General features: G+C 63.8%; 3 protein-coding genes. 1 reads left to right on the top strand and 2 read right to left on the bottom strand.

Translation table 11 applies throughout. The annotated features are described in order from the left end of the window. Positions 1-553: 553 nt before the first annotated feature. On the bottom strand, positions 554-2134 hold the full coding sequence (locus ACKOED_RS00480) for an arylsulfatase (protein WP_408914614.1): 1581 nt from the start codon (positions 2132-2134) through the stop codon (positions 554-556). A 106-nt stretch (positions 2135-2240) separates the two neighbouring features. Between ACKOED_RS00480 and ACKOED_RS00475 the strand changes: the two genes are divergently transcribed. Further along, positions 2241-2936, top strand: a complete 696-nt coding sequence (locus tag ACKOED_RS00475) for a Crp/Fnr family transcriptional regulator (RefSeq protein WP_408914613.1) — start codon at positions 2241-2243, stop codon at positions 2934-2936. 9 nt (positions 2937-2945) lie between these two features. Here ACKOED_RS00475 and ACKOED_RS00470 read toward each other — a convergent pair. After that, positions 2946-3839 (bottom strand): TIGR03032 family protein (locus tag ACKOED_RS00470; RefSeq protein WP_408914612.1); only part of this gene is annotated, 894 nt, incomplete at its 5' end.

Here is a 3839-nt window from a genome sequence, read left to right as displayed (position 1 = left end):
TGGCGCCTCGGCGATGCCACGGTCAAGCCGTGGCATGACGAGAAGAGTGGTGCTGCTGGTAGGGTGCCACGGTCAAGCCGTCCCCAATTCTCGTCATGGCCGGGCTTGACCCGGCCATCGTCATGGGCGCTGGCGTCTCGGCGATGCCACGGTCAAGCCGTGGCATGACGAGAAGAGTGGTGCTGCCGGTAGAATGCCACGTTCAAGCGGTCCCCAATTCTCGTCATGGCCGGGCTTGACCCGGCCATCGTCAGGGGCGCTGGCGCCTCGACGATGCCACGGTCAAGCCGTGGCATGACGAGAAGGGTGCTGCTGCTGGCAGGATGCCAGGTTCAAGCGGTCCCCACTTCTCGTCATGGCCGGGCTTGACCCGGCCATCGTCATGGGCGCTGGCGCCTCGGCGATGCCACGGTCAAGCCGTGGCATGTCGTGAAGAGGGGTGCTGCTGGCAGGGTGCCACGGTCAAGCCGTGGCATGATGAGAAGCGTGGTGCTGCTGGCAGAATGCCACGGTCAAGCCATGGCATGGCGAGAGCGTGCCGCCTGGATGACAGCTAGTTCGGCTGTGTGGCCATCACCGCTTCCATCACCCGCTCGAGGTTGAAGCTCCCTGGCTTCTGGCGTGGCGGGAACTCCTTGAAGCTCTGCAGCCACTTGGCCACATAGGCGCCGGCCGGGGCGATCAGGAACATGCGTTCCAGATACCAGCGCTGGAAGCCCATGGCGTTTTCGTGTTCGGCGCGCTCGAAGGGGTCCATCCTGAGATTGGCGATCTTCGGCGCGCGGAGCACCGTGAAGGGCTCCTGCCACACTTTCAGGCCCTCAGCTTGCTGCTCCAGGAAGGTGATCTTCCAGTTGTTGTAGCGGAGCGCGGCCACGCTGCCATCATCGGTCCAGTAGATGAAGTCCTTGCGCGGCCATTCGGCCTGGCCCGTGAGGGCGGGACCCAGATCATAGCCGTCAAGATGAACCTTGTAGTCGCGGCCGCCGATGCTGGCGCCCTTGAGCAACTGCTCCTTGACGTTTGGGTTACCCGCGGCGGCGACCAGCGTGGTCAGCATGTCTTCATGGGCGGCGATATCGTTGATCACCGTGCCGGGCTTGATCACGCCGGGCCATCTGATGACCGTCGGCACGCGGTAGCCACCTTCCCACTGCGTATTCTTTTCGCCGCGGAACATGGTGGTGCCGCCGTCGGGCCAGGTGAAGGTTTCAGCGCCGTTGTCGGTCGAGTACATCACGATGGTGCTGTCCTCGATCTTCAGGTCTTTCAGCTTGGCGAGCAACTGGCCGACATGGGCATCATGCTCCACCATGCCGTCCGCATAGATGCCAAGCCCGGTCTTGCCTTCCGATTCCGGCTTGAGATGCGTGAAGATGTGCATGCGGGTGGAGTTCCACCACACGAAGAACGGCTTTCCGGCCTTGTGAGCGTTCTCCATGAAGGTGAGGGCTGCGGCGGTCACCTCGTCGTCCACCGTTTCCATGCGCTTGCGCGTCAGGGGGCCGGTATCCTCGATCTTCTGTGTGCCGTCCGGGTTGGCGAAGGCGTGGATGACGCCGCGCGGCCCGAACATCTTCTTGAATTCGGGATCCTGCGGGTAGTCCGGGTTCTCCGGCTCTTCCTCGGCATTGAGGTGGTAGAGATTGCCGAAGAACTCGTCGAAGCCGTGGTTGGTGGGCAGCATGTCGTCGCGGTCGCCCAGGTGGTTCTTGCCGAACTGGCCGGTGGCGTAGCCCCGCGCGCGGAGCAGGACGGCGATGGTCGGATCCTCAACCTTCATGCCCTCGGGCGCGCCCGGCAGGCCCACCTTGGTGAGGCCGGTACGGATCGGCGACTGGCCGGTGACGAAGGCGGCGCGGCCCGCCGTACAGCTCTGCTGGCCGTACCAGTCGGTGAACAGGGCGCCCTGTTCGGCGATCGAGTCGATATTGGGCGTGCGGTAGCCCATCATACCGCGGTTGTAGGCGCTGATGTTGAAGCCGCCGATGTCGTCGCCCCAGATGACCAGGATATTGGGTTTCTGGCTGTCGGCCTGGGCCGTGGTTGCCACAGCGCCAAGGGCCAGCAACCCGGCTGCAAGCAGGGTCAGACGCTTTGCGAGACTCGGGCTTTTACGGGTGATGTCAGGCATCGATCTTCCTCCATGACAGCGGCGGTTACGGTATCATTGACATAAGCGAAGATCGGATGGATCAATTGTACTGGAGCGAGCAATTTGACCGGGCTGATCAGGATTTATGCAGTTAGCGGACGCCGTTGAGGTGGCCAGGAAAAGCCGGTGGCTCGCCCAGTTCGACCGCCGCACCCAGGACCTGGTCTGTTCACGCATGCGGCTGGTCTCGCTGCCAAGAAACCGCATGCTGTTCGATATGGAAGATGCCGCAACCGACATCTACTGCCTGGTCTCCGGTTGCGCGGTGATCGCCATTCCGCATCCCGTGCAGGGCGTGGTCAACGCCCATGTGATGTTCGCCGGCCGCTGGTTCGGCGAGCCGGCGGCGCTGGGCCGCCGCCCGCGCATTATCTCCGTGCTGGCCCGGCGGCCAACCGAACTCCTGGCCCTGCCGCAGGCGCGGGTTGCCGAATTGCTCAAGGCGGAGCCGGCGCTGGACTGGGTGTTCTTCAATCTGATGGCCTGGAACGTGGAGGAATATCTGCTCCACGCGGTCGATTTGCTGATCGTCGATCCGCGCCTCAGGCTCTATTCGCGCCTGCTCACTTTCGCTGGCCGGCTGCTGAACCATCTGCCGCCATCGCCGGTGGCCATTCCCATGACCCAGGAGGAACTGGCCGTCGCCAGCAACATGTCACGCTCCACGGTCTATCATTTCCTGAGCGAGCTGGCGGAGCGGAAGATCTGCGAGATCGGCTATCGCGAGATTCGCATTCTCGACGTCGAACGGCTGGACGCGCTGGTGCGCGAGAACCAGTAGCAGCCAGACCTACTGATCCTCGATCGACAGCAGCTTCGAGAGCTCCGGCGCGGTGGGGGCCGTGGCGCCGGGGTTGCGCACGCCCGGCAGCACCACCACGTCGAAGAGTTCGGTGACCCCTTCCTCGAACCGCAGCCATTCCACGATGTCGCCGCTGCGGAGATCGATGACCTGAATGCCGCACCAGGCATCGGCATCGCGCTTCTTGAGCTCCCCGTCGAGCGCCAGACCGGAGAACGAGCCATCGCGCGGCAGCGAAAGCCCCACCAGCGCGAAATGCGAATGAAACGCCAGGCCGCGCAGAAAGCCCGGGCAGAACACCACGCGCTCGAAATTGCCCGACGCCGGATCGATGGTGCCAAGATAGCCGGAGCCCGAGTCCAGGACCCACAGCTTGCCGTCATGCCAGCGCGGCGAATGCGGCATGGACATTTTCTCGGTGATCATCTCATTCGCCTGGATGTCCATCACGCAGCCGCCCTCGGCGCGCCTGGCCCGCCAGCCGTTCACCGCGTCCGAGCGGCTGGTGGCGGTGGCGTAGGCCGGTTTGCCGTCGCGCATGGCAAGGCCGTTGAGGTGGCAGCGGTCCTCAGCGGCAAGCCGCGAGATGAATGGCGGCCGCCACAGCGGCTTGAAGGAATATTTGTGCGACAGGGTGGAGAGGCAGGAGAACAGCGTGTTGATGAAAACGATGCGGCCGTCGCCATCGACCGCGATGTCATGGATGTCGAGATCGCCCGTCGTGGTGGCGCGGCGGGGAATGAAGTGGCGGTCCTTGCCCTCCAGCGACTGGCCGGGCATCAGGATGTTTTCATATTCCCAGACCTGGTTGTGGCCGGCCACGATCAGCCGCTGGTCATCCGCCCACAGGCCCATGGCGCGGCCCATGATGATTTCAAGAAT

Source organism: Aestuariivirga sp., from assembly GCF_046093005.1.
In the GTDB taxonomy this organism is placed as follows: Bacteria; Pseudomonadota; Alphaproteobacteria; order Rhizobiales; family Aestuariivirgaceae; genus Aestuariivirga.
This window is presented reverse-complemented; position numbering and strand designations above follow the sequence as displayed.